This is a genomic window from Pseudoxanthomonas sp. LjRoot206, assembly GCF_056175725.1.
Genome location: NZ_JBGFFI010000003.1, coordinates 588,244 through 610,817 on the forward strand (window position 1 = coordinate 588,244; position 22,574 = coordinate 610,817).

Annotated in this window: 19 protein-coding genes; 8 read left to right on the plus strand and 11 right to left on the minus strand. The window is 69.4% G+C overall.

Annotation, left to right across the window (positions count from 1 at the left end; translation table 11 throughout):
- Positions 1 to 96: 96 nt before the first annotated feature.
- From leuC to AC04MD_RS12000, 4 genes are all read left to right on the plus strand, one after another.
- Complete coding sequence (gene leuC / locus AC04MD_RS11985) at positions 97 to 1,518, plus strand: 3-isopropylmalate dehydratase large subunit (protein ID WP_475497487.1); 1,422 nt, start codon at positions 97 to 99, stop codon at positions 1,516 to 1,518.
- Positions 1,518 to 2,099: a 3-isopropylmalate dehydratase small subunit gene (gene leuD / locus AC04MD_RS11990; protein WP_475497488.1), complete on the plus strand. Its 582-nt coding sequence runs from the start codon at positions 1,518 to 1,520 to the stop codon at positions 2,097 to 2,099. The genes leuC and leuD overlap by 1 nt, the downstream gene beginning before the upstream one ends.
- Positions 2,089 to 3,177 (plus strand): 3-isopropylmalate dehydrogenase, encoded by a 1,089-nt coding sequence (leuB, locus tag AC04MD_RS11995; protein ID WP_475497489.1) that lies wholly within the window; start codon positions 2,089 to 2,091, stop codon positions 3,175 to 3,177. Before leuD ends, leuB begins: the two co-directional genes overlap by 11 nt.
- Positions 3,178 to 3,250: 73 nt before the next feature.
- A complete protein-coding gene (locus AC04MD_RS12000; RefSeq protein ID WP_475497490.1) occupies positions 3,251 to 3,583 on the plus strand; it encodes a hypothetical protein in 333 nt (110 codons plus the stop codon).
- 24 nt (positions 3,584 to 3,607) lie between these two features.
- Here the strand turns inward: AC04MD_RS12000 and AC04MD_RS12005 are convergent, their stop codons facing one another.
- From AC04MD_RS12005 to AC04MD_RS12015, 3 genes are all read right to left on the minus strand, one after another.
- Positions 3,608 to 6,574 carry a two-component regulator propeller domain-containing protein gene (locus tag AC04MD_RS12005; RefSeq protein WP_475497491.1) on the minus strand — a complete coding sequence of 989 codons (2,967 nt, stop codon included), beginning with the start codon at positions 6,572 to 6,574 and terminating at the stop codon, positions 3,608 to 3,610.
- A gap of 80 nt (positions 6,575 to 6,654) precedes the next feature.
- Entirely contained in the window at positions 6,655 to 9,825 is a 3,171-nt protein-coding gene (locus tag AC04MD_RS12010) for an efflux RND transporter permease subunit (RefSeq protein WP_475497492.1), read from the minus strand.
- 4 nt (positions 9,826 to 9,829) lie between these two features.
- Positions 9,830 to 10,969 carry an efflux RND transporter periplasmic adaptor subunit gene (locus AC04MD_RS12015; RefSeq protein ID WP_475497493.1) on the minus strand — a complete coding sequence of 380 codons (1,140 nt, stop codon included), beginning with the start codon at positions 10,967 to 10,969 and terminating at the stop codon, positions 9,830 to 9,832.
- Positions 10,970 to 11,048: 79 nt separating this feature from the next.
- Between AC04MD_RS12015 and AC04MD_RS12020 the strand changes: the two genes are divergently transcribed.
- The 3 genes from AC04MD_RS12020 (at position 11,049) to AC04MD_RS12030 (ending at position 13,892) form a co-directional block, all read left to right on the plus strand.
- Positions 11,049 to 11,720: a TetR/AcrR family transcriptional regulator gene (locus tag AC04MD_RS12020; protein ID WP_475497494.1), complete on the plus strand. Its 672-nt coding sequence runs from the start codon at positions 11,049 to 11,051 to the stop codon at positions 11,718 to 11,720.
- Positions 11,721 to 11,867: 147 nt separating this feature from the next.
- The gene (locus AC04MD_RS12025; protein ID WP_475497495.1) at positions 11,868 to 12,524 is read left to right on the plus strand and encodes a protein-L-isoaspartate O-methyltransferase family protein; all 657 of its coding nucleotides are present in this window, start codon (positions 11,868 to 11,870) and stop codon (positions 12,522 to 12,524) included.
- 21 nt (positions 12,525 to 12,545) lie between these two features.
- On the plus strand, positions 12,546 to 13,892 hold the full coding sequence (locus tag AC04MD_RS12030) for a TolC family outer membrane protein (protein WP_475497496.1): 1,347 nt from the start codon (positions 12,546 to 12,548) through the stop codon (positions 13,890 to 13,892).
- Positions 13,893 to 14,066: 174 nt separating this feature from the next.
- Here the strand turns inward: AC04MD_RS12030 and AC04MD_RS12035 are convergent, their stop codons facing one another.
- Positions 14,067 to 15,287 carry a CaiB/BaiF CoA transferase family protein gene (locus tag AC04MD_RS12035; RefSeq protein ID WP_475497497.1) on the minus strand — a complete coding sequence of 407 codons (1,221 nt, stop codon included), beginning with the start codon at positions 15,285 to 15,287 and terminating at the stop codon, positions 14,067 to 14,069.
- On the minus strand, positions 15,284 to 16,585 hold the full coding sequence (gene waaA / locus AC04MD_RS12040; protein ID WP_475497498.1) for a lipid IV(A) 3-deoxy-D-manno-octulosonic acid transferase: 1,302 nt from the start codon (positions 16,583 to 16,585) through the stop codon (positions 15,284 to 15,286). Before waaA ends, AC04MD_RS12035 begins: the two co-directional genes overlap by 4 nt.
- Positions 16,586 to 16,624: 39 nt before the next feature.
- Between waaA and lpxL the strand changes: the two genes are divergently transcribed.
- Positions 16,625 to 17,557: an LpxL/LpxP family Kdo(2)-lipid IV(A) lauroyl/palmitoleoyl acyltransferase gene (gene lpxL, locus AC04MD_RS12045; protein ID WP_475497499.1), complete on the plus strand. Its 933-nt coding sequence runs from the start codon at positions 16,625 to 16,627 to the stop codon at positions 17,555 to 17,557.
- Here the strand turns inward: lpxL and AC04MD_RS12050 are convergent.
- The 6 genes from AC04MD_RS12050 to AC04MD_RS12075 all read right to left on the minus strand — a co-directional run bounded on the left by AC04MD_RS12050 (position 17,548) and on the right by AC04MD_RS12075 (position 22,466).
- Entirely contained in the window at positions 17,548 to 18,453 is a 906-nt protein-coding gene (locus tag AC04MD_RS12050) for a lysophospholipid acyltransferase family protein (RefSeq protein WP_475497500.1), read from the minus strand. The two genes, lpxL and AC04MD_RS12050, sit on opposite strands and share 10 nt — an antisense overlap.
- Positions 18,443 to 19,768, minus strand: a complete 1,326-nt coding sequence (locus AC04MD_RS12055; protein ID WP_475497501.1) for an O-antigen ligase family protein — start codon at positions 19,766 to 19,768, stop codon at positions 18,443 to 18,445. The genes AC04MD_RS12050 and AC04MD_RS12055 overlap by 11 nt, the downstream gene beginning before the upstream one ends.
- Complete coding sequence (locus AC04MD_RS12060) at positions 19,740 to 20,879, minus strand: glycosyltransferase (RefSeq protein ID WP_475497502.1); 1,140 nt, start codon at positions 20,877 to 20,879, stop codon at positions 19,740 to 19,742. Before AC04MD_RS12060 ends, AC04MD_RS12055 begins: the two co-directional genes overlap by 29 nt.
- Positions 20,880 to 20,915: 36 nt before the next feature.
- Positions 20,916 to 21,113: a zinc-finger domain-containing protein gene (locus AC04MD_RS12065; RefSeq protein WP_062357310.1), complete on the minus strand. Its 198-nt coding sequence runs from the start codon at positions 21,111 to 21,113 to the stop codon at positions 20,916 to 20,918.
- Between the two features lie 161 nt (positions 21,114 to 21,274).
- Positions 21,275 to 21,853: a YceI family protein gene (locus AC04MD_RS12070; RefSeq protein ID WP_475497503.1), complete on the minus strand. Its 579-nt coding sequence runs from the start codon at positions 21,851 to 21,853 to the stop codon at positions 21,275 to 21,277.
- 25 nt (positions 21,854 to 21,878) lie between these two features.
- Positions 21,879 to 22,466: a malonic semialdehyde reductase gene (locus AC04MD_RS12075; RefSeq protein ID WP_475497504.1), complete on the minus strand. Its 588-nt coding sequence runs from the start codon at positions 22,464 to 22,466 to the stop codon at positions 21,879 to 21,881.
- Positions 22,467 to 22,574: the final 108 nt, after the last annotated feature.

The window sequence follows — 22,574 nt, forward strand, 5'->3', positions numbered from 1 at the left end:
GAGGAGTGAGGAGCGAATAAGCACGCTGCCTTCGCTCACTCCTCACTCCTTCCCCCTCAGTTCTCTCCTTTTCCAACGCATCACCGGAAACCCCGCATGACTCCACCCCGCACCCTGTTCGACAAACTGTGGGATGCCCACGTCGTCGTCCCCGAGACCGACGCGGCACCTGCCGTGCTGTATATCGACCTGCACCTGATCCACGAGGTCACGTCGCCGCAGGCATTCACCGAGCTGACGTCGCGCGGACTGTCGCCGCGCCGGCCGGACCGCACCAAGGCCACGATGGACCACTCCACGCCGACACTGCCCGCCGGGCCGGACGGCAAGCTGCCGTACTACACGCAGGCCGCAGAGACCCAGGTGGAGACGCTGGCGCGCAACTGCGCCGAGTACGGCATCGAACTGTTCGACATGGCCTCGCCGAACCGCGGCATCGTCCACGTCATCGCGCCGGAGCAGGGCTTCACCCTGCCCGGCATGACCATCGTCTGCGGCGACAGCCACACCAGCACGCACGGCGCCTTCGGTTCACTGGCGTTCGGCATCGGCACCAGCGAGGTCGGCCATGTGCTGGCGACGCAATGCCTGCTGCAGCGCAAGCCGAAGACGATGGCGATCACCGTCGACGGTGCGCTGGCGCCTGGCGTGGGCGCGAAGGACATCGTGCTGCACGTGATCGGCGTGATCGGCGTGAACGGCGGCACCGGCCATGTCATCGAATTCCGTGGCAGCGCCATCGAAGCGCTGGACATGGAACAGCGCATGACCCTGTGCAACATGTCGATCGAAGCCGGCGCGCGTGCCGGCATGGTCGCGCCCGACCGGACCACGTTCGACTGGGTGGCCAAGACGCCGCGCGGACCGAAGGGCGACGCCTTCGACAGCGCCGTGGCGTACTGGACGACGCTGCGCAGCGACGACGGCGCCACGTTCGATGCCGAGGTGCGCATCGATGCCGCCGACATCCGCCCGACCCTGACCTGGGGCACGCATCCCGGCACGGCGATCGCGGTGGACGCTCCGATTCCCGCGCCTGCGGATGCCGCCGACCAGAAGGGCCTGGACTATATGCACCTGAGCGCCGGCCACGCGCTGGAAGGCACGCCGGTCGACGTGGTGTTCGTCGGCTCCTGCACCAACGGCCGCCTGCGCGACATGCGCGAGGTCGCGCAGGTGCTGCGCGGACGCAAGGTCGCCGCCGGCGTGCGCATGCTGGTGGTACCGGGCTCCGAGATCGTCAAGCGCGAGGCCGAAGCCGAGGGCATCGATGCGGTCGTGCGCGACGCGGGCGCGGAGTGGCGCGAACCCGGCTGCTCGATGTGCATCGCGATGAACGGCGACCTGGTCGCACCGGGCCAGCTGGCCGTCAGCACCAGCAACCGCAATTTCGAAGGCCGCCAAGGCCCCGGCGCACGCACGCTGCTGGCGTCACCACTGACGGCGGCGTGGGCGGCGGTGAACGGCCGCGTCAGCGACCCGCGTGACCTGTTCGACGCCCGCAAGGCGGTGGCGTGATGGCCGGCTTCACCGAGGTGCGCTCACAGAGCGTGGTGCTGGCGCAGACCAACATCGACACCGACCAGATCATCCCCGCGCGTTTCCTGTCGACGACCGAGCGCGCCGGCCTGGGCAAGCACGCCTTCAACGACTGGCGCTGGCAGGCCGACGGCTCGCCGAACCCGGCGTTCCCGTTCAACCAGCCGGAAAACGCGGGCCGCAGGATCCTGCTGGCAGGACGCAACTTCGGCTGCGGCTCCTCGCGTGAGCACGCGCCGTGGGCGCTGACCGACCTGGGCCTGCGCGCCATCGTCAGCAGCGAGATCGCCGACATCTTCCGCAACAACAGCCTGAAGAACGGGCTGGTGCCCGTCGTGCTGCCGGAGGCCACGGTGCAGGCGCTGATGCAGCGACCGGACGATGAACTGGTCGTCGACGTCGCCGCCAAGGTGCTGCGCACGCCCGATGGCGCCACGCATTCCTTCCCGCTGGACGCTTTCGCGCAGACCTGCCTGCTGCAGGGCGTCGACGAACTGGGCTACCTGCTGGCCCGCCACACCGACATCGAACGCTACGAGGCCACCCGCCATGCACTCTGATATCGCCGTACTGCCCGGGGACGGCATCGGCCCCGAAGTCACCGCCGCCGCCGTCACCGTGCTGCGCGCCTTGGCGCGCCGCCACGGTCACAGCTTCGACTTCCACGAGTACGACATCGGCGGCATCGCCATCGACCGGCACGGCGAACCGCTGCCGCAGGCGACGCTGCAGGGCTGCCAGCAGGCGAACGCCGTCCTGCTCGGCGCCGTGGGCGGCCCGAAGTGGTCGGACCCGAACGCGAAGGTGCGGCCCGAGCAGGGCCTGCTGGCGCTGCGCAAGGGCCTGGGCCTGTTCGCCAACCTGCGCCCGGTGCGCCCGCATCCGGCCGCCTTGAACGCATCGCCGATCAAGCCGCACCTGCTGACCGGCGTGGACATCGTGGTGGTGCGCGAGCTGACCGGCGGCATCTACTTCGGCGAGAAGACGCGCGATGCGCGCGGCGCCAGCGACCTGTGCAGCTACAGCGTCACCGAGATCGAGCGCGTCGTACGCAGCGCGTTCAGGCTGGCGCGCCAGCGGCGCAGCCAGCTGGTGTCGGTGGACAAGGCCAACGTGCTGGAAACCTCGCGCCTGTGGCGCGACGTGGCCACGCGCATCGGCCGAGAGGAATTCCCCGACGTCGTGCTGGAGCACCAGCTGGTCGATTCGATGGCGATGCACCTGCTGGCTAAGCCGCGCGAGTACGACGTCATCGTCACCGAGAACATGTTCGGCGACATCCTCACCGACGAGGCCTCGATGCTGGCCGGCTCGCTCGGCCTGCTGCCGTCGGCGTCGCTGGGCGACGGCAAGGTCGGCCTGTACGAACCGATCCACGGTTCGGCGCCGGACATCGCCGGCAAGGGCGTCGCCAATCCATACGCCACCATCCTCAGCTGTGCGCTGCTGCTGCGCCATTCGCTGGGCCTGCACGAAGAGGCCGACTGCATCGAACGCGCGGTCGACGGCGCGCTGAACGCGCAGGTGTTCACCAACGACCTGGCGACCGCTGGCCGTGGTGTGTCCACGCAGGTCGCGACGCAGGCCGTGCTCGAACAGATGCAGGCGCACTGCTACGTGGCGGAACTGCGCGACTGACATGCGCCTGACCTGATCGCGGCATCCCCTGCGTTGTCCCTATGGCAGGGGATGCACGTACAGGACCGGCACGATGCCCACGACGCAGATCGAGAAGTACCACGTCATCTATTCCGCCAACACCTTCCGTCGCCGCATCGGCCTGATGGCCGGCGGCGCCTACATCGGCCAGTTGGTGTTCCATGCCAACGGCGCGGCCCTGCCCGCCGATGGCCTTAACGGCACGCAGCCGCAGTTGAACTACCACCTGGACGATTTCCGGAACTGCGTCGACCTGCTGCGCAACGAGAAGCCGGTCTACCTGCTCTACAGCGGCAGCGGCGGCGGCTTCGAGAACGCGCTGACGACCGATCCGGAAACCGTGGGCGAAGGCGAAACCGGCGGCCTGCGCTTCGCGGCTCGCTGATCGCGACGTCCCGGCGTGGCCGGCTCAGCCGGCTACGAGGCGATTGCGTCCCTGCTGCTTGGCCCTGTACAGGCGCTCGTCCGCGACACGCAGCAGGTCGCGCAGGTCCTGGCCGGCTTCCAGTTCCGCCACGCCGATGCTGACCGTGCAGTGCAGCGTGCCGCCGTCCGGCGTGTCGATGCTCGCCTGCGCGATGCCGTCGCGCAGCAGTTCCAGGCGCGCGCGCGCGGTGGACCAGGGCAGTTGCTGGCAGACCAGGAATTCTTCGCCGCCCCAGCGCGCGATCAGCACGTCGTCATGGCCGCCGGCCAGCTGTTCCGCCAACGCAGCGACCTGCGACAGCACGTCGTCGCCGAAGGCATGGCCGTAGCGGTCGTTCACCGCCTTGAAATGATCGATGTCCAGCAATGCCACGCTGAGCGGACGGCCCTCGCGACGGCTGACGTCGAGCGCCTCGGCGAGGAAGGCATCGCCGGCGCGCCGGTTGGCCAGCCGTGTCAGCGGATCGTGCCGCGCCTGGTAGGCGAGCTGCTCCAGCAGGCGCGCATTCGCCTCGCCCGCCTGCTCGAGCTGGGCATTCTTGTCGCTGAGTTCCGACGTCCGCACATCGACCAGCGCCTGCAGGCGGCGCTGGCGCTGGCGATGGCGGCGCATCGCCAGCAGCAGCACGCCCCAGCCCAGCAATGCAAGCAGCACCACATAACCCACCATCGCCCAGGCACGCATCCACCACGGCGCGGCCTTGTCCAGGTCCACGCTGCGGGTGACGAGGCCGTCCGTCTTGCTCCAGTCCGCCGGTGCGTTCATCACCTGCACTTCGAAGCGGAGTTTGCCGGCGGGGAGATTGGTGTAGACCGCGTCGTGGGCGATGCCGTTGTCGGTCTCGATCCAGCCGCGGTCGAACCCGACCATGCGGTAGCGGTAGCGCAGTCGTTCCGGTGCGCGCTGGTTCAGGCCGGTGAAGCGGATGACGACGCGGCGCGTATCGGCGGCCAGCGGGTAGGTCGCCTGCAGCGGCAAGCTGCGCCCGTCGGCTTCGACCGCCTCGATCACCAGCGTCACGCCCTGCGTGCGCTGGCGGCGCGCATCGTCGGGATCGATCACGCCGATCCCGCTCGCGGTGGCGAACCACAGCTTGCCGTCGCGCATCAGCCAGCCCGCCGGTGCGGACGCGCCGTTGGCCTGGCTGCTGGGCAGGCCGTCTGCATGGGTGAAGGCCTCCACCGGCAGGCGCGCCAGATGGTGGTTTTCCACCGCCGTCAATGCAGGCCGCGAGATGCGGAACACGCCGCGGTTGCTGGAGACCCAGAAGTCGCCGTTGTCGTCTTCGAGCAAGCGGAACAAGCGGTTGTTGGGCAGGCCCTGGCGATGGTCGAACTGGGTGAAGACGCCTTCGCGCCAGTGCAGCAGGCCACGGTCTGACGCGATCCACAGGCTGCCGTCGGGATCGGCGAGGAAGTCGAAGGCGGCGACCGCCGGAAACCCGGACATCGGTTTCCATGCCCGCAGCGTGCCATCTCGGCGCACCGCCGCCATGCCGTTGCTGGTGCCGATCCACAGCACGCCCTGCGCCGTCTCGTACAGCATGTACACGTTGCCCGCCGGCAGGCCGTCGTCCGCACCGTAGTGACGCACGATGCGGCCGTCGCGGTAGACGCTCACGCCTTCGTTGCTGCCGATCCACAGCGAGCCGTCGGCGCGCTCGAGCAGCGCGCGCACATGGTTGGAAGGCAGGCCGCCCGCCTCGTCGATGCGCCATGGTTTGGCCTGAGCGCCCTCGACCGCAGCCGGCAGGTGGATCACGCCCTGGTCGTAGGTGCCGATCCACAGGCCGCCATCACGTCCATTGGCCATCGACAGCACCGATGGATCGGGCTTGCCGTCGAACGCCAGCGGAACCGCACGGCTCTGCCCGCCCTGCCACATGTCCACGCCCATGGGGTGGCCGACCCACACGCCTTGTCCGGGCCGTTCGATGATCGCGCGCACATAGATGTCGCGCAGGCCGCTGCTGCGGTCCAGTCCGAACACCGGGCCGTCGGCGATGCGGAACAGGCCGTTGGTGGTGCCCACCCACAGCAAGCCGTCGCGGTCCTCGAACAGCGTGGGCGCCAGTCGCCCCATCAGGCCGTTGCGTTCGCCCAGCGTCTCGTGGCGTCCCTGCGCATAGCGGCGCAGGCCGTCGAGCGTGGAAATCCATAGGTTGCCGTCGCGGTCCTCCAGCATCGCCTCGGCGCGCTCGCCGGTGATCTGCTGCGCACGCGCATCCTCCAGCCGCCACACGCCCGCGCCACCGCCGACCAGGACGCCACCCCAGCGCGAGGGCTGGATGGCCAGGACCGAGGTCTCCGGCAGGCCCATCGCGTGGCCCCAGTCGGTGGCCCGGTCCTTGTCGATCCGGAACAGCCCGTGCCGGTTGCCGACCAGCGCCCGCCCGTCCGGCAGCGGCAGGATCGCCAGCACGCGCTCGTTGGCCAGGCGTTTGTGGGTGCCGCCGATATCCTGCAGCCGGCCGTCGGGCGTCATGCGGAACAGTGAGTGGTCGGTGCCGATCCACAGCGCACCATCGGGCGCGAAGCGCAGCACCGACACGTCCGGCAAGGTGCCGGCCTGCCCCGGCAGACGCTGCCAGCGACCCTCGTGGAAGCGCAGCACGCCCGGTCCGACGCGGCCCAGGCTCAGCACCATCCCGCCCTGCGGATGCGGGGTGATGGCGCGCACGCCTTCGATCTCGATGTCAGGGACGGTGCCGGCGTCGTAGGCGGTGAAGCGGCGGCCGTCGAAGCGCGCCGCCCCTTCCCACGTACCGGCCCAGAGATAACCGTCGGCGTCCTGGCTGAGCGCGTGCACCAGGTTGTGCGGCAACCCGTCTTCCATCGTCCAGCGCGCGATCGTGTACTCGTCGACCTTGCGCGCAGGGTCCAGCGCCCAGGCGGGCGCGCCGACCAGCAGGACCAGCAGACACAGGCCGTTGAAGAGCAGGCGGCGCACGGCGGGCACGGGGTCCGGAGGGCTTCGACCTCCCCAGTATCGGCTGCGACGGGGGGGTTCTTGAACCCCCCGTGGGCCGATTACGGTGTGGCGGGCTCTTCTGGCCGGACCTTGAACCACGCCGCATACAGCGCGGGCAGGAAGAACAGGGTCAGCACGGTAGCGACCGTCAGGCCGCCCATGATGGCCACGGCCATCGGACCGAAGAACGCGCTGCGCGACAGCGGGATCATCGCCAGCACCGCCGCCAGCGCGGTCAGCACGATGGGCCGGAACCGGCGCACCGTCGCGTCGATGATCGCGTGCCACCGGTCGTGTCCGGCCTGGATATCCTGGTCGATCTGGTCCACCAGGATCACCGAGTTGCGCATGATCATGCCCGCCAGCGCGATGGTGCCGAGCATGGCGACGAAGCCGAACGGCACGCGGAAGACCAGCAGCGCCAGCGTCACGCCGATCAGGCCCAGCGGCGCGGTCAGCAGCACCAGCGCCATCCGCGAGAAGCTGCGCAGCTGCAGCATCAGCAGCGTGGTCACCGCCAGCAGGAACAGCGGCATGCCGGCAGCGATCGACTTCTGCCCGCGCGCCGAGTCCTCGACCGTGCCGCCGGTTTCCAGCAGGTAGCCCTGCGGCAGGGTGTCGCGAATGCCGTCCAGCGTCGGCGAGATCTGCGCGACCACGGTCGGCGCGGTCACCGCATCGGTGTTCAGGTCGGCGCGGACGGTCACCGTCGGCAAGCGGTCGCGGTGCCAGATGATGCCGTCCTCGAAGGCGTACTCGAGGTTGGCGATCTGCGACAGCGGTACGCTGCCGCCGTTGCTGGTCGGCACCGCCAGGCTGCCCAGCAGGTCCAGCCGCGTGCGCTCCTCTTCCGGCCCGCGCAGCAGGATCTCCACCAGTTCGTTGCCTTCGCGGTACGTACTGACGCTCAGGCCCGACAGCGAACCCGACAGGAAGTGCGACACCTGCGAGGTGCTGACGCCGAGCGCCCGCGCGCGATCCTGATCGATCTGCAGGCGCACGATCTTGCTCGGCTCGCTCCAGTCCAGGTTGACGTTGGTGACGTGCGGATTCGCGCGCACCTTCTCCGCCATCTGCCGCGCGATCGCCTGCACGCGCTCGACGTGTTCGCCCGAGACCCGGAACTGGATCGGATAGCCGACCGGCGGGCCGTTCTCCAGCCGCGTCACGCGAAACTGCAGTTCTGGGAACTGCGGCGCCACTTCATCGACCAGCCAGCGGCGGGTCGATTCGCGCACCTCGATGTCGTCGGTCAACACCACGAACTGCGAGAAGTTCGACTGCGGCAGTTGCTGGTCGAGCGGCAGATAGAAGCGCGGCGAACCGGTGCCGATGTAGGCCACGTAGTTGAGGATGCCGTCGCGCTCGGCCAGCAGCTTCTCCAGCTTGCGCGCCTGCGCGTCGGTGGACTTCAGCGAACTGCCTTCGGCCAGCTCAAGGTCCACCATCAGCTCGGGGCGTACGGAGTCCGGGAAGAACTGCTGCGGCACGAAGCGGAACAGCGCGATCGACGCGACGAACGCGGCGGCGGTCACGCCGATCACCAGCCAGCGGTGACGCAGGCAGAACGCCAGCCAGGCACGGAAGCGCGCATAGAACGGCGTGTGGTACGGATTGTGGTCGTGCGCATCGTGCGGCTTGGGAGCGAGCACGCCGGCGAACTGGGGCCAGCGATCCGCCAGTCCCGCGCGGAACGTATGCCATCGCGCGGCCGGCGATCCCGGCTTCGGCGGCTGAGGGTTGCCGAGGTCGGGCAGCATCTTGTCGCCCAGGTACGGAATGAACAGCACCGCCGCGATCCACGACACCACCAGCGCGATCGTCACCACCTGGAAGAGCGAGCGGGTGTACTCGCCGGTGCTGGAGGCGGCGGTCGCGATCGGCAGGAAGCCGGCCGCCGTCACCAGCGTGCCGGTCAGCATCGGGAACGCCGTCGACTCGTAGGCGAAGCTGGCCGCCTTCAGCCGGTCGAAGCCCTGCTCCATCTTGATGGCCATCATCTCCACCGCGATGATCGCGTCGTCGACCAGCAGGCCCAGCGCCAGCACCAGCGCGCCCAGCGAGATCTTGTGCAGGCCGATGCCGAAGTAGTGCATCACCGCGAACGTCATCGCCAGCACCAGCGGGATCGACACCGCCACCACCAGGCCGGTGCGCAGGCCCAGCGAGAAGAAGCTGACCAGCAGTACGATGATGACGGCCTCGGCCAGCACGCGGACGAATTCGCCCACCGACGCATCGACCGCCGCAGGCTGGTCGGACACCTTGCGCAACTCCATGCCCAGCGGCAGCGTCTTCTGCAGCCGATGGAACTCCGCTTCCAGCGTCTCGCCCAGCTTCAGGATGTCGCCACCGTCCTTCATCGCCACCGCGATGCCGATGCCGGGCTGGCCCATGAAGCGCATCCGCGGCGCCGCCGGATCGGCGAAGCCGCGCTTGATCTCGGCGATGTCGCCCAGCTTCACCGTGCGGCCGCCGGCGCGGATCGGGAATGCGCGGATCTCGTCGACCGACCCGAACTCGCCGCTGACGCGCAGCTGCACGCGGTCGCTGCCGGTTTCGAAGAACCCGGCCGGCGTCATCGCGTTCTGTTCCTCCAGCGCCTGCTGCACGGCGTTCAGCGGAATGCCCAGCGTGGCCAGCTTGGTGTTGGACAGCTCGACCCAGATCTTCTCGTCCTGCAGGCCGACCAGCTCGACCTTGCCGACGTCGTCCACCCGCTGCAGTTCCAGCTGGATGCGGTCGGCGTAGTCCTTCATCACCGCATAGTCGAAGCCTTCTCCGGTCAGCGCATAGATGTTGCCGAAGGTGTCGCCGAACTCGTCGTTGAAGAACGGGCCGATGACGCCGCTGGGCAGGGTGGCGCGGATGTCGCCGACCTTCTTGCGCACCTGGTACCAGAGTTCCGGTATCTCCTTCGACTTCATCGAGTCACGCGCCATGAAGATCACCTGCGACTCGCCCGGGCGCGAGTACGAACGGATGAACTCGTAATTGCCGGTGGTCATCAGCGCCTTCTCGACGCGCTCGGTGACCTGCTGCGAGACTTCTTCGGCGGTCGCGCCCGGCCACACCGTGCGCACCACCATCGCCTTGAAGGTGAACGGCGGATCCTCGGACTGCCCCAGGTGCTTGTACGACCACGCACCGATGATGCCGAGCAGGATCATCGCGAACAGCACCAGGCTGCGGTTGGTCAGCGCCCACTCGGAAAGATTGAAGCGGCGCATGCCGTTACTCCGAGCGCGTGGCGATGGCGGCGGTGCCGCCCGCGGCCGCCGGCTTCAGCGGCCGGTTGGCGCGGTCCACCGGCGTGACGACCTGGCCTTCGCGCAGCAGGTGGCCACCGGCGCCGACCACCCAATCGCCCGCCTTCACCCCGCCCAGCACCGGCACCGTGGCATCGCCGTAGGGACCGAGCTGCACCGCCTGCGCGTGCACCTTGCCGCTGGCGGGATCGACGACCCACACCGTGGTCTTGCCGTCCTCGCCCCGCTGGATGGACGACAGCGGCAGCTTGAGCGCCGCCTTCGTGCCGTTCTCCTGCACGTAGACGCGCGCGCTCTGGCCCAGTTCGACCTGTCGCTGCGCATCGCCCACCAGGCTGACGCGCGCGGCGTACGTGCGCATCTGCGCATCAGCGGCCGGCGCGATCTCGCGGATGGTGCCGGGCAGGCGCTGGCCAGGCGCGTTCCACAACTCGATCACGACCGGCTGACCGACGCTGAACTCGCGGATGCGGTTTTCCGGCAGACCGATGGCGACTTCGCGGCCACCATCGGCGGCCAGCGTGAAAACCGTCTGCCCGGCGGCGACCACCTGGCCCGCTTCGGCCTGGCGGCTGGCGATGACGCCGTCGCGCGGCGCACGCAATTGCGAATAGCCTTCCTGGTTGCGCATCACGTCCATCTGCGCGCGCGCCGCGCGCGCCTGGCCGTCGGCCGCCTTGTAGGCGGCGACCTGCGCGTCGTAGGCCGACTGGCTGATCAGCTTGTCGCCGACCAGCTTGGCGTAGCGGTCGCGGTCGCCGCGCGCGCGGACCAGGTCGGCTTCGGCCGCGGCCAGTTGCGCCTGCGCGGCCTGCGCCTGCAGGGCGAAGTCGCCGGAATCGAGCAGCGCCAGCACTTCGCCTTTCTGTACGCGGGCGCCTGCGTCGACATTGCGGCGGACAAGATTGCCGCCGACACGGAACGACAGCGGGCTTTCCTCGCGCGCGCGGACTTCGCCGGCATACGCCGACAGCGCGGCCTCGGCGCCACCGCCGGGATGCACCACCAGGGCCGGCCGCGGCGTTTCCGCAGGCTGCTCCGCGCTGCACGCGGCCAGGCCGACCAGCACGATTCCGAACACTCCGTTCCAGCGCGTCTGGCGCATGACCGCTCTCCGTTGCGACTTAATTAGTGGACTTGGCGGTATAGTATAAATATCGAACCGAGTAGTCTAGTATTGCGTCATGGTCAGCCCACGCCCCTCTGCCCGCCGCCCCAAGTCCCCCGACAAGCCCGCCGCCAGCGGCCCCGGCCGCCCCAAGGACCTGGGCAAGCGCGCCGCCATCCTCGAAGCCGCCAAGCAGTTGTTCGCGCGCGAGGGTTTCAACGGCGTCAGCATGGACCAGATCGCTGCCGAGGCGGGCGTCTCCAAGCTGACGGTGTACAGCCATTTCGGCGACAAGGACGCGCTGTTCGCCGCGGCCGTGCAGGCCAAGTGCGAGGAGATGCTGCCCGACGCACTGTTCGAGCTCGAACTGACCGGCAGCCTGCGCGACCAGCTCAAGGCCATCGCGCAGGCCTTCTTCGCGCTGGTCACCAGCGAGGAGGCCATCAGCACGCACCGCATGATGATGGTCCCGGGCAACATCGACGACAAACTCAAGCGGACCTTCTGGGAAGCCGGCCCGCAACGCACGCACGACGCGTTCGCGACGATGCTGCAGGCGCTGGTGGCCAAGGGCGAGCTGGACATCCCCGACGTGGCGACGGCCTCCATGCAGTTCTTCACCCTGATCAAGGGCGAGGTGCATGCGCGCATGACCTGCGGCCTGTGCAGCCAGCCCGGCCCGATCGACGCCCGCCGGCATGTCGATGCCACGGTGGACATGTTCCTGAGGGCCTATGGCCGGCGGTGAAGCTGAAGCCCGCCCCCCGGCGACACAGGTTGCGGTGACTTCCGGCACTGCGTCCGTCGCCGCAGGTACCCCGATCCTTGCCCAGCGCGGACGGTGCCGGCCCGCTAAAATGCTCGGCCCAGCCCTCCGCGTCGGATGACCACCCCCATGACGATCAACTACACCCAGGCCCGCGAAAACATGGTCGAGCAGCAGGTACGTCCCTGGGACGTGCTCGATGCGCGCGTGCTGGAGACGCTGGCCACGCTGCCGCGCGAAGCCTTCGTGGCCGAGTCGCACCGCGCGCTGGCCTACGCGGACCTGGAACTGCCGCTGGGGCAGGGCCAGTCGATGGCCAAGCCGGTCATCGAAGGGCGCACCCTGCAGGCGTTGAAGCCGCAGGCGGACGAGGACGTGCTGGAGATCGGCACCGGCAGCGGCTACCTGACCGCCTGCCTGGCGCACCTGGCGCGCGACGTGGTCAGCCTGGAGATCCACCCCGAACTCGCCGACGCCGCACGTGCGCGCCTCGACACCGCCGGCCTGGGCAGCAACGTGCGCATTGAAGCCGTCGACGCGCTGGCATGGACCACCGACCGCCGCTTCGATGTGATCTGCGTGACCGGCGCCGTGGCCACCGTGCCCGCCCGCTTCCTGCAGTGGCTGCGTCCGGGCGGCCGCCTGTTCGTCGTGCAGGGCACATCGCCGGTGATGGAAGCCGTGCTGCACGTCAACGACGTCAACGGCAGCCGCATCGAATCGTTGTTCGAAACCGACCTCCCCTATCTGGTCGGCGCCGCACCGGCGCCCCAGTTCGTCTTCTGAAGATATAAAAAAGGAACCCGCATGAGCCGTCGCCCCCTCGTACTCGCGCTCACCCTGGCCCTGCCGTTCGCGGCCAACGCCACCGACCTGATGCAGACCTATGAGCTGGCGCGCACCGGCGACCCTCAGCTGTCCATCGCCGAAGCCACCCGCCTGTTCGACAAGGAAGGCGCGGTGCAGGCGCGTGCGGCGCTGCTGCCGCAGATCACCGGCAGCGCGGGCTACGAACTGACCCACAGCAGCCGTCCTGGCGATCCGACCGGCGACGGCAAGAGCCGCACCTACGGCGCCCAGGTCAACCAGACGATCTTCGACTGGAGCCGCATCGCCAACCTGCGCGGCCAGCGCGCCATCAGTCAGGCGGCCGATTACGACCTGGCGTCGGCGAACAACCTGCTGGTCACGCGGACCTCCGCCGCGTACTTCAACGTCCTGATCGGCATCGAGTCGCTGGCCGCCGCCGAAACCAACGAGGCCGCGTCGAAGAAGCAGTTCGACTACGCGCAGAAGCGCCTCGATGTCGGCCTGGCGCCGATCACCGACGTGCACGAAGCCCGTGCGCAGTACGACAGCGCACGCGCCAACACCATCCTGGCCCGCAACGCGCTGGACGACAGCTACCGCGCGCTGGCCGAGATCACCGGCCAACCGATCAGCGGCCTGAAGGGCCTGCCGGACGATTTCCGTCCGGAGCTGCCGCCGGAACAGAACGCGCAGGCGTGGGTCGACCGTGCCCTGGAGCAGAATCCCGACCTGAAGGCGTCCGAGTACGTACTGGAGTCGGCGCAGCATGGCGTGTCGAGCGCGCGTGCGGGCCACTACCCCACGTTGAACTTCCGCGGCGGCTATTCGAACGGCACCGATTGGGACAGCGTGCCCGGCACCCTGTCGCGCGATGGCGAAGGCTACAGCTGGGGCGTCACGCTGACCGTGCCGATCTTCTCCGGTGGCGCCACCCAGTCGGGCGTGCGCCAGGCGCTGGCCCAGCGCGACCGCGCAGCCGATGGCCTGGAGCAGACCCGCCGCGCGCTGGTGCGCAATACCAGCAATGCTTATCAGGCACTGGTGGCCGGCGTGACCGAAGTGGAGGCACGCCGCCTGGCGGTCGTCTCCGCACAGAGCGCGCTGGACGCGTCGCAGGTCGGCCTGGAAGTCGGCACCCGCACCGTGCTGGATGTGCTGCAGAACCAGCGCACGCTGTTCCAGGCGCAGGTCGAGTACGCGCAGGCGCGCTACAACTTCCTGCAGAACCGGCTGCTGCTGGAGCAGGCCGCCGGCACGCTGGACGGCGCCGACGTGCAGGACGTCAACCGCCTGCTGACCGCCGACGCCGAAGCGCGTCTGTCGTCGCAGCCGGTCTCGCAGTAACCCTCGCGTCCTTCGCGATCACGACGGCGGGCTTCGGCCCGCCGTTGTCGTTTCAGGGCACGGGATTTCCTTTAGGAGCGACGTCAGTCGCGACCGCACGCTTCGATGGCCCGGATACGTCGAAGCAGGCGGAAGACTCGCGGTCGCGACTGACGTCGCTCCTACACTTGCAGTTCAGATCGCGCCACGCGTACGCAGCGCGGCGATCTCCTCGTCGTCGTAGCCGGCCTCGCGCAACACCTCGTCGGTATGCTGGCCGAGCAGCGGCGGCGCGTGCCGCAGATCGACCGGTGTCGCCGACAGCTTCAGGGGACTCGCCACCAGCGGCACCATGCCGGCGTGCGGATGCTCGACGTGCCCGACCATGCCGCGCGCCCGCACCTGCGGATCGGCGAACACGTCGGCGATGTCGTTGACCGGTCCGCAGGGAATGCCGGCCGCTTCCAGCGATGCCAGCCAGGCGCGTCGTTCTTTTGTGCGGAATGCATCCTGCAACAGCGGGACCAACGTCTCGCGATGACGCACGCGCGCGGGATTGGTCGCGTAGCGGGAATCGTCGGCCAGTACCGCGAGATCCAGCAGCCCGCACAGCCGTGCGAACTGCCGGTCGTTGCCGACCGCCACGACGAGGTGGCCGTCGGCGACGGGGAAGACCTGGTACGGCACGATGTTGGCGTGCGCGTTGCCCTGTCGCGGCGGCACCTCGCCGCCGACCAGGTAGTGACTGCCCAGGTTCGCGAGCATCGCGACCTGCGTATCGAGCAGGGCAAGGTCGATCACCTGCCCGTCGCCGGTCGCATCGCGGTGACGCAACGCCGCGAGGATCGCCACCGTCGCGTACATGCCGGTGAACAGGTCCGCGACGGCCACGCCCACCTTCTGCGGCTCGCCGTCGGCATTGCCGGTGACGCTCATCAGGCCACCGAGGCCCTGCACGGCGAAGTCGTAGCCGGCACGCTGCGCGTAAGGGCCGTCCTGGCCGAAACCGGAGATCGAGCAGTACACGAGCCGCGGATTGGCAGCGCGCAGCGTCGCAGCATCCAGGCCATGGCGCGCCATGTCGCCGACCTTGAAGTTCTCCACCAGCACGTCGCTGTGCAGCGCGAGCCGGCGGATGATGGCCTGTCCCTCTTCGGTGGCGATGTCGACCGTCAGCGATCGCTTGTTGCGGTTAGCACACAGGTAATAAGCCGATTCCGCCGTGTCGTTGCCGTCGGCATCGCGCAGGAACGGCGGCCCCCAGCCGCGGGTGTCGTCGCCGCTGCCGGGACGCTCGACCTTGACGACATCGGCGCCCAGGTCCGCCAGCATCTGCGTGCACCAGGGTCCGGCGAGCACGCGGGTCAGATCGAGCACGCGCACGCCGGCCAGCGCCTGCGGGCCCGCGGCGCTCATGCCACCGGTGCCGGCAGGTGCGGCGCGATCATCGCCAGCGTGCGCGCCAGTGCGCCGCGCCCGTGTTCGACCAGCGCGCGGCCGCGGTCGGCCATCTCGCGGCGGCGCGCATCGTCGGCGAGCAGGGCCTCGATGGCATCGCCAACACCCTGCGCATCCGGCGCGATCACCAGCGCCTCGGCTTCCTTGAGTCGGCGGGAGATCTCGCTGAAGTTGTGCAGGTGCGGACCGGTGACCGCCGGCGTGCCGACGGCCGCCGGCTCCAGCATGTTGTGCCCGCCGATGGCCTGCAGACTGCCGCCGACGAAGGCGACATCCGCGCAGGCATAGAACGCCATCAGCTCGCCCAGCGTGTCGAGAACGAAGACATCGTTGGCCGTGGAGGGCCAGTGATCGCCGCGACGCGTGCCGACGTTCCATCCTGCCTCGCGCGCGGCCTCGGCCACGCGCGGAAAACGCTCCGGGTGCCGCGGCGCCCACAGCAGCAGCAGGTCCGGCCAGCGCTCACGCAGGCGCGCGTGCGTCGCGAGCACGGGCGCCTCCTCGTCCTCGTGCGTGCTGGCGGCGATCCAGACGCGGCGTCCGGTGGCGAGGTGCTGGCGGAAACCGGCGACGACGTCGGCGACGTTGCCCGGCACCGGGATGTCGAACTTCAGGTTGCCGACATCACGTACCTGCTCCGGCGCTGCGCCGAGCTGGACGAAGCGTTCCGCATCGCTTCCGGACTGCGCCGCCACCTTGCGCACCGTGCGCAGCGTGCGTGCGATCAGTGGCCGCAGCACGCTGTAGCCGCGCAGCGAGCGCGCGGACAGGCGCGCATTGAGGATGTACACGGGCACGCGGCGGTCGTGGCAACCGAACAGCAGGCTGGGCCAGAGTTCGGTTTCCATGATCAACGCCAGGCGCGGCGGGAAATGCTTCAGGAAGCGCGATACGGCGCCGGGCAGGTCGTACGGCGAGTACACGTGCAGCACGCGTTCGCCCCACAGCGCCTGCACGCGCTGCGAACCCGTAGGGGTAATGGTGGTGATGAGCAGGCGCAGGCCGCGGTGCCGCTTCAGCAGCGCGTCGACCACCGGCGCGGCCGCGTTCACTTCGCCGACCGACACCGCGTGCAGCCACACATCGACGGGGCCGCCCGGCATGCCATAGCTGCCGTAGCGCTCGTTCCAGCGCTGGAAGTAGTCCGGATAGCGGAAGCCGCGCCAGATCAGGTGGTAGACGGTGATCGGCGTCAGCACGTACAGCACCACCGAATAGAGGGCGCGCAACAGGCGTTCGGCGGTACGGTTCGACATTGACGACAAGGATACCCGGGGCCGCCGCTACAATGGGCCATGGCCGAATCCGAGAAGCGACCCTCCGACGCCGGCGAGCGTCCCCCGATGGGACCCCGGCAGTGGCCGTCCTGGCTGGGCATCGGACTGGCCTGGCTGGCTGCCCGCATACCGTGGGCCCTGCAGCGCCCGCTTGGCCGCGCCGTCGGCGCGCTGCTCTACCGCGTGCTGCGCGATCGCCGGCACATCGCCCGGCGCAACATCGCCCTGTGCTTCCCGGAACTGGATGCGCAACGCCAGGAGGCGCTGGCACGCGCCAGCTTCGGCGAGCTCGGCATCGGCCTGTTCGAATTCGCACGCGCCTGGTGGGGCAGCGTCGAACCGATGCGGAAGGGCCTGCAGGTGGAAGGCCTGGAACACCTCGCCGCGGCGCGCGCCGGTGGCCGCGGGGTGATCGTGGTATCGGGCCACTTCACCACGCTGGAGATTTCGGCACGCCTGATGTGCGACTACGCCCCGCTGGCCGGCATGTACCGCCCGCACAACCAGGGGGCGATGGAGTGGGCGGTGAAGCGCGGCCGGCTGCGTTACGCCACGGCGATGTTCACGCGCGAGGAGCTGCGCCCGGCGCTCAAGCACCTCAAGCAGGGCGGCCTGCTGTGGTTCGCACCCGACCAGGACACGCGCCGCGGCGACAGCGTGTTCGTGCCGTTCTTCGGCCATCCCGCCTACAGCCTGACCTCGACGCACCAGTTGGCGCGACTCTCGGGCGTGGCGGTGATCGCGTTCTCGCACGTGCGTCGCGACGATGGCGGCTATACGCTGACGCTGTCGCCTGCGTTCGAGGACTTCCCCTCGTCCGATGCCACCGCCGACACCGCGCGCGTGATCGCCGCGATCGAGACGATGGTGCGGAACGCACCCACGCAGTACCTGTGGATCCACCGGCGCTTCAAGCGCCAGCCCGAGGGGCGCGGCGAACTCTACCGGTAGAGATCCGGTTCGCCTGGCGGCCGCGTCTTGAACCGGCGATGCACCCACAGGTATTGCTCGGGATGCTGGCGGACGACGGCCTCCAGCTCGGCCATGTAGCGCGCCGCGTCCTGCACCGCATCGCCACTCGGCCATCCGCTCCAGGTGGGCTCCACGCGCAACCGGTAACGCCCATCAGCGTCGCGGTGGAACCAGAACGGCAGCACCACCGCGTTGCCGCGGCGCGCGAGGTCGGGCGTGGCGGTGAGCGTGGCCGCCGGTACGCCGAAGAACGGCACGAAGGCGTTCTGGTAGTTGAAATCCTGGTCGGCCGAATAGGCGACGATGCCGCCGCGCGACAGCGTGCGCAGCAGGCCGCGCACGTCCTTCTTGCCGATGACGTCGGCGAATACCCGGCGCCGTGCGCCATCCATCAGATGCTCGATGCAGGGATCGTTGTTGCGCCGCGCGACGATGGCCACGCGTTCGCCCAGGGCGTCGCCCAGCAGGCGCGCGCACAGCTCGGAATGTGGGATATGCCCGCCGAACAGCAGGATGCCGCGCCCCTGGGCCTGCGCGGCACGCACGTGCTCGAGCCCGTGCACATCGGCCATCCCGCGCAGGACATGCGCGGGCGCATACCAGCCGCGGATCAGCTCGAACGCGCCGGTCACCGTTGCGCGCACCGTGTCGCGCAGCAGGCGCGCGCGGGCGTGATCGTCCAGTTCGGGAAAACACAGCGCCAGATTGGTCGCCGCGTGGCGCCTGCGCTTGGCGAGCAGCGGCCACAGCAGCGCGGTCGCCAGCGTCCCTGTCGCCAGCAGCCAGGATTGCGGCAGGCGCGCGATGCCGGAGGCCAGCAGGTTGGCGGGCGCTACGAACCAGCAGCGCACGCCGAACGCGCGCTCACTCGTCATCGCGCGCCAGCAGGCTGCCTGCGTACAGGGCCGCCAGCATCAGCGTGAGTCCGCCCCAGAAGGTGGAATAGAACGCCAGATGCGTGTTGAACGGGAAGACCGTCACCGCCAGCGCCAGCATCGCCGGGCGGGCGCGCTCCTTCGCCTGCGGCGTGGCGTAGCGCCATGCACGTATCGCCAGCGCCGCGCCGGCCAGCCACAGCAGCAGGCCGATGATGCCGGTTTCGCTCAGGATCTCGAGCACGATCTGGTGAGCATGGAAGGCCGGCCCCTGGCCCCAGGCAGGCCGTCCCTCCGTGGCCGCTGGATCGCACGAGGAGAAGGCTTCACGAAAACCGCGCGCGCCGACGCCATTGACCGGATGGTCGGCGATCATGCAGCCCGCTGCCGACCAGATCTGCCCACGGCCGGACAATGCGGTGTCCACGCCCGAGTCATCGGCGGTGAGCGCATGCGTGGTGAGCCTGATCCTCTCCTGCACCTGCGGCGATACGACCGTCAGCGCCGCCAGCAACACGGCGCCGAACGCGAACACGCCCAGCAGCCGCTTCCAGCCGAGCAGCTTCCAGCCGGAGCACACCAGCACCAGCGCATAGGTGATCCACGCGGCGCGTGCACCCGCCAGCAGCACGACGACGCCGATGGCGGTCGACGCCAGCAACCAGCCGGTGATCCGCAGGCGTCGCGCGGCGGCGAACAACAGGAATGGCGACACGCTGGCCATCACCACGCCCAGCTTGCGGTTGCACGGCCCGAGGAAGCCGCTGAGCCGGTCGATCCCGGCCATCTGCTCCACCGTGCACATCGGTCGTCCGCTGATCAGCTGCTTCAGCTGGTCCAAGCCCCAGAACAGCGGACTGGTGCCGAAGATGGCCTGCGCCAGCGCATCGAGCGTCCAGACCGCCACGATGATCGCCAGGCCGGTGAACGTGGTGCGGCGCGCTTCCGTGTTGGCGACGGACGCCGCCACCAGCCACAGGAACGGCAGGTAGCGGAGGTCCACCGCGGCTTCACGCAGCGCGCGCGGAGCATCGACGGCATCCACGGCTGAAACGGCCTGCGGCAACCAGTAGGCGGCGAACAACGCGCTGGTCAGCGCCCATGCGCCACCACTCAGCAGACGCGCACCACCACGGAAACGATCGAGCAGCAGGCGGACGATGGCCGCGAGCGCTCCCAGCACCATCACACCTTCCGCATATCCTGGGGCCGGCCACAACGCGACGAACGTCAGCACCCATGCGGGCGCCCAGCGCCAGCCGTGCGGAGCACGCGGCGCGGACAGGTCAGGGATCGATGGCGGGTCGGCGGTCATCGGCGAGGTCGTGGTAGAGGGCGAGCGTGGCGTCCTGCATCGCGCGCAGGGTATAGGCGTCCATCGTAGCCAATGGCGGTGGCGGATGGGCGAGCATCGCCATCGCGGTGTCGAACAGGCGGTCCTCGTCGAAGGCCGGCACCGCGCCTTGCGGCTGCAGTTGCACCAGCAGGTCGCCGACGCCGCCATGCGCCCAGCCAATCACGGGCCGCCCTACCGACAGCGCTTCGATCACCGTGCGGCCGAATGCTTCCGGCTTGCGCGACAGCTGCAGCACGAGATCGCTGGCGGCGTACGCGCGTGCGATCTCCGTCGTCGGGGGCGTCATCGCCAGCGCATCGGCAACGCCGGCGGAGTGTGCTTCCGCGTCCAGTTCGGCCACGTACTGCTCGCGGCCCGCCTCGCGGGTGCCGGGCATCCATAGCCTGGCATCGAGACCCGCTGCCCGCAGGCGACCCAGCAACACGATCGCCTCACGGTGTCCTTTCAAGCGCGTACCGCGTCCCGGCAACAGCAGCAGTGGTCCATCGCCCGACAGCGCCGGATGCTGCGTTGTCGCCCAGGCGCGCGCGTCGGGATCGGGATGCGCGGCGCGGGGGAACTGCGCCCGGTCGATGCCGCGCGGAATCACGACCAGCTTGCCGGAATCCGTCCGCGGGTAGTGCTGCAGCAGGTAGCGGCGCACGCTGTCAGACACGCAGATCACGCGTTCGCCGTAGGTCATCACCGCGCTGTAGCGGCCCGGCGAATTGAGCCCGTGCATGGTGGTGACGAAACGTGGCCGCACGGCGGCGGGCATGCCGCGTACGGCCCGCAGGCCCAGCCAGGCCGGCAGGCGCGAGCGCGCATGCACGATGTCGGCATGGATCTCGGCGAACAGGCGCCGCAGCGCAGCGACATGGCGCAGCGTCAGCAGCGACTTGCGGCCGATGTCGAGGGTGACGTGTTCCGCGCCGGCGTCGCGCAGCGCGGGTTCCAGCCGGCCACCGGCGGAGACGACCACGGCGCGATGGCCGGCGCGCACCAGCGCGTCGGCGATCTCGAGGGTGGAGCGTTCGACACCGCCGGATTCCAGCGCCGGCAGCAGCTGGACGACGGTCAGCCGGCGCATGGTCGAGGGGCGATGCGGCGCGACCGCATCAGGCGGTCAGTCGGCCAGGACGAAGTGCGAGCCGCAGTACGGGCACTGCACTTCACCGCCTGCCGCGTCCTCGATGGCCAGGTACACGCGCGGGTGCGAATTCCACAGCGCCATCGACGGCAGCGGGCAGCTCAGCGGCAGGTCGGCGCGCGACACGGTGTAGCGCTTCTCGGCGTTGGCGGGCGCGGTGGCGGTCTGGCTCATGGCGTGCAGGCGGTCGTGGAACGAGGCGGCCAGTCTACCAGCCGGCGCCGCAGGCTCCCAAGGAACGGGCCCGCACAACGAAAAACGCCGCCCGGCGCAAGCGGGGCGGCGTGTTTTCCAGGCGAGGTCCGGCGGGGGAGGAGCGCCGGATCGCGAGTGGCTTACTTCTTGGCGTCGGCGGTGGCTTCGGTGGTGATCTTCAGGGTCACCTCGTCGCTCACCATCGGCGCGTAGGCGCCCACGCCGAAGTCGCTGCGCTTGACGGTGGCGGTGGCGTCGAAGCCGATCGCCGGCACCTTCTTCATCGGATGCTCGCCGGCCTTGTTGAGGGTCACGTCCAGCACCACCGGCTTGGTGATGCCCTTGATGGTCAGGTCGCCGGTGACCTTCAGCTTGCCTTCGCCCGCGGCCTCGACCTTGGTGCTCTTGAAGGTGGCCGTCGGGTACTTGGCGGCATCGAACCACTTGTCGCTGGTCAGGTGGTCGTAGAACTGGTCGGCCAGCGCGCTCAGGCCGGTCAGCGGCAGCGTGACCTGCACGCTGGAGGCGGAGACCTTGTCGGCGTCGTACACCAGGGTACCGTCGGCCTGGCCGAAGTTGGCGCTCGGGTTGGAGAAGCCGAAATGGTTCCAGCTGGCCAGCACATTGGTGTGGCCGGGGTCGAGCTTGTAGGTCACCGGCGCGGCGAAGGCGGAACCGGCGAACGCGAACAGGGCGGCAACGAGCAGGGTCTTGCGCATGGGGATGTCTCCGGGTGGCGGGGTGTCAGAGGATGCGTGCGGCTTCGTCGAAGCCCAGGCGCGGGGAACGCGGGAAGATGCTGGCCGGGTCGCCCTGGCCCAGGTTGACCAGGATGTCGGACTTGATCGCGGTGCCGGCGAAGAAGGCCTCGTCGACCTTGTCCGCATCGAAGCCGGTCATCGGGCCGGCGTCCAGGCCCAGCGCGCGCGCGGCGACGATCAGGTAGGCGGCCTGCAGGCTGGCATTGCGCAGCGCGGGCTTGACGCGGTTCTCGCGCGGGCCGTCGAACCAGGCCTTGGCGTCGGTATGCGGGAACAGGAACGGCAGCTTCTCGTGGAAGTCCTCGTCGCGGCCGATGATCACGGTGACCGGCGCCGCCATGGTCTTGGCGTAGTTGCCCTCGTCCAGCGCCGGACCCAGCTTGGCCTTGGCCTCGGCGGACGTCACGAACACGAAGCGCGCCGGCGTGGTGTTGGCCTGGGTCGGGCCGAACTTCAGCAGGTCGTACAGCTGGCGCAGCGTGTCGTCGCTGACCTCGCCGCCGAAGGCGTTGTAGCTGCGGGCGGTGCGGAACAACTGGTCGAGCGAGGCGGCATCGAGAGCGTGGGACATGGGTTACCTGTCGCAAGGAAGGGAGTCGCGGCAGCGGCAGGGCCGGCGGCGCGCAGAGGCAGTGTAGAGTGTCCTGACCATGGCAATATCCAATCGACCCGGAACGGA

Bases quoted from the DNA above. Each gene is read 5' to 3' on its own strand.
- leuC (WP_475497487.1), top strand. From the start codon at position 97: ATGACTCCACCCCGCACCCTGTTCGACAAACTGTGGGATGCCCACGTC.
- leuD (WP_475497488.1), top strand. From the start codon at position 1,518: ATGGCCGGCTTCACCGAGGTGCGCTCACAGAGCGTGGTGCTGGCGCAG.
- leuB (WP_475497489.1), top strand. From the start codon at position 2,089: ATGCACTCTGATATCGCCGTACTGCCCGGGGACGGCATCGGCCCCGAA.
- AC04MD_RS12000 (WP_475497490.1), top strand. From the start codon at position 3,251: ATGCCCACGACGCAGATCGAGAAGTACCACGTCATCTATTCCGCCAAC.
- AC04MD_RS12010 (WP_475497492.1), bottom strand. From the start codon at position 9,825: ATGCGCCGCTTCAATCTTTCCGAGTGGGCGCTGACCAACCGCAGCCTG.
- AC04MD_RS12015 (WP_475497493.1), bottom strand. From the start codon at position 10,969: ATGCGCCAGACGCGCTGGAACGGAGTGTTCGGAATCGTGCTGGTCGGC.
- AC04MD_RS12020 (WP_475497494.1), top strand. From the start codon at position 11,049: ATGGTCAGCCCACGCCCCTCTGCCCGCCGCCCCAAGTCCCCCGACAAG.
- AC04MD_RS12025 (WP_475497495.1), top strand. From the start codon at position 11,868: ATGACGATCAACTACACCCAGGCCCGCGAAAACATGGTCGAGCAGCAG.
- AC04MD_RS12030 (WP_475497496.1), top strand. From the start codon at position 12,546: ATGAGCCGTCGCCCCCTCGTACTCGCGCTCACCCTGGCCCTGCCGTTC.
- AC04MD_RS12035 (WP_475497497.1), bottom strand. From the start codon at position 15,287: ATGAGCGCCGCGGGCCCGCAGGCGCTGGCCGGCGTGCGCGTGCTCGAT.
- waaA (WP_475497498.1), bottom strand. From the start codon at position 16,585: ATGTCGAACCGTACCGCCGAACGCCTGTTGCGCGCCCTCTATTCGGTG.
- lpxL (WP_475497499.1), top strand. From the start codon at position 16,625: ATGGCCGAATCCGAGAAGCGACCCTCCGACGCCGGCGAGCGTCCCCCG.
- AC04MD_RS12050 (WP_475497500.1), bottom strand. From the start codon at position 18,453: ATGACGAGTGAGCGCGCGTTCGGCGTGCGCTGCTGGTTCGTAGCGCCC.
- AC04MD_RS12055 (WP_475497501.1), bottom strand. From the start codon at position 19,768: ATGACCGCCGACCCGCCATCGATCCCTGACCTGTCCGCGCCGCGTGCT.
- AC04MD_RS12060 (WP_475497502.1), bottom strand. From the start codon at position 20,879: ATGCGCCGGCTGACCGTCGTCCAGCTGCTGCCGGCGCTGGAATCCGGC.
- AC04MD_RS12065 (WP_062357310.1), bottom strand. From the start codon at position 21,113: ATGAGCCAGACCGCCACCGCGCCCGCCAACGCCGAGAAGCGCTACACC.
- AC04MD_RS12070 (WP_475497503.1), bottom strand. From the start codon at position 21,853: ATGCGCAAGACCCTGCTCGTTGCCGCCCTGTTCGCGTTCGCCGGTTCC.
- AC04MD_RS12075 (WP_475497504.1), bottom strand. From the start codon at position 22,466: ATGTCCCACGCTCTCGATGCCGCCTCGCTCGACCAGTTGTTCCGCACC.